We start from the raw sequence: 495 nt of genomic DNA, 5'->3' as shown, positions 1-495 counted from the left end.
CCGGACGGATGTGGTGGAGTTCTTTCGGGACAAGCAGGTCAATGTGGTGGTTCCGTTCGGGGGCGCCAGCTCGTATTTCACGGATTGGCGTGCGGATGATCCGGTGTTGGGGCGGCAACGCTGGGCGACGTTCTTGACGCGGGAGTTGCCGCCGATCATCGATGCGGCGTTCGGGGGTAACGGGGCGAACGCGATTGCGGGGATTTCGATGGCGGGTACGTCGGTGTTCCAGTTGGCGTTGGCCGCGCCGGGGTTGTATCGGGCCATCGGGTCGTATTCGGGGTGTGTGCGGACCAGTGATCCGCAGGGTCAGGTGATCGTGAGCGCGGTGGTGAGTGGGCGGCGGGGCAATGTCGTGAACATGTGGGGTCCGCCGAGTGATCCGGCCTGGGCGGCCAACGATCCGTATCTGCACGCGGACAAGCTGCGGGGTACCGCGATCTATGTTTCGACCGGGACCGGAGCGCCGGGACCACACGACACCCTCGACGGCGC

At 65.7% G+C, this 495-nt stretch carries 1 protein-coding gene; it reads left to right on the top strand.

The features are described 5' to 3' along the window. The coding region (locus ON27_RS29245; RefSeq protein WP_043734726.1) for an alpha/beta hydrolase at positions 1-495 on the top strand (495 nt) is incomplete at both ends.

The organism is Nocardia asiatica NBRC 100129 (assembly GCF_000308415.1).
Taxonomy (GTDB): domain Bacteria; phylum Actinomycetota; class Actinomycetes; order Mycobacteriales; family Mycobacteriaceae; genus Nocardia; species Nocardia asiatica.
The sequence above is the reverse complement of the archived record's forward strand: the minus strand, read 5'-3'. Positions and strand labels throughout refer to the sequence as shown.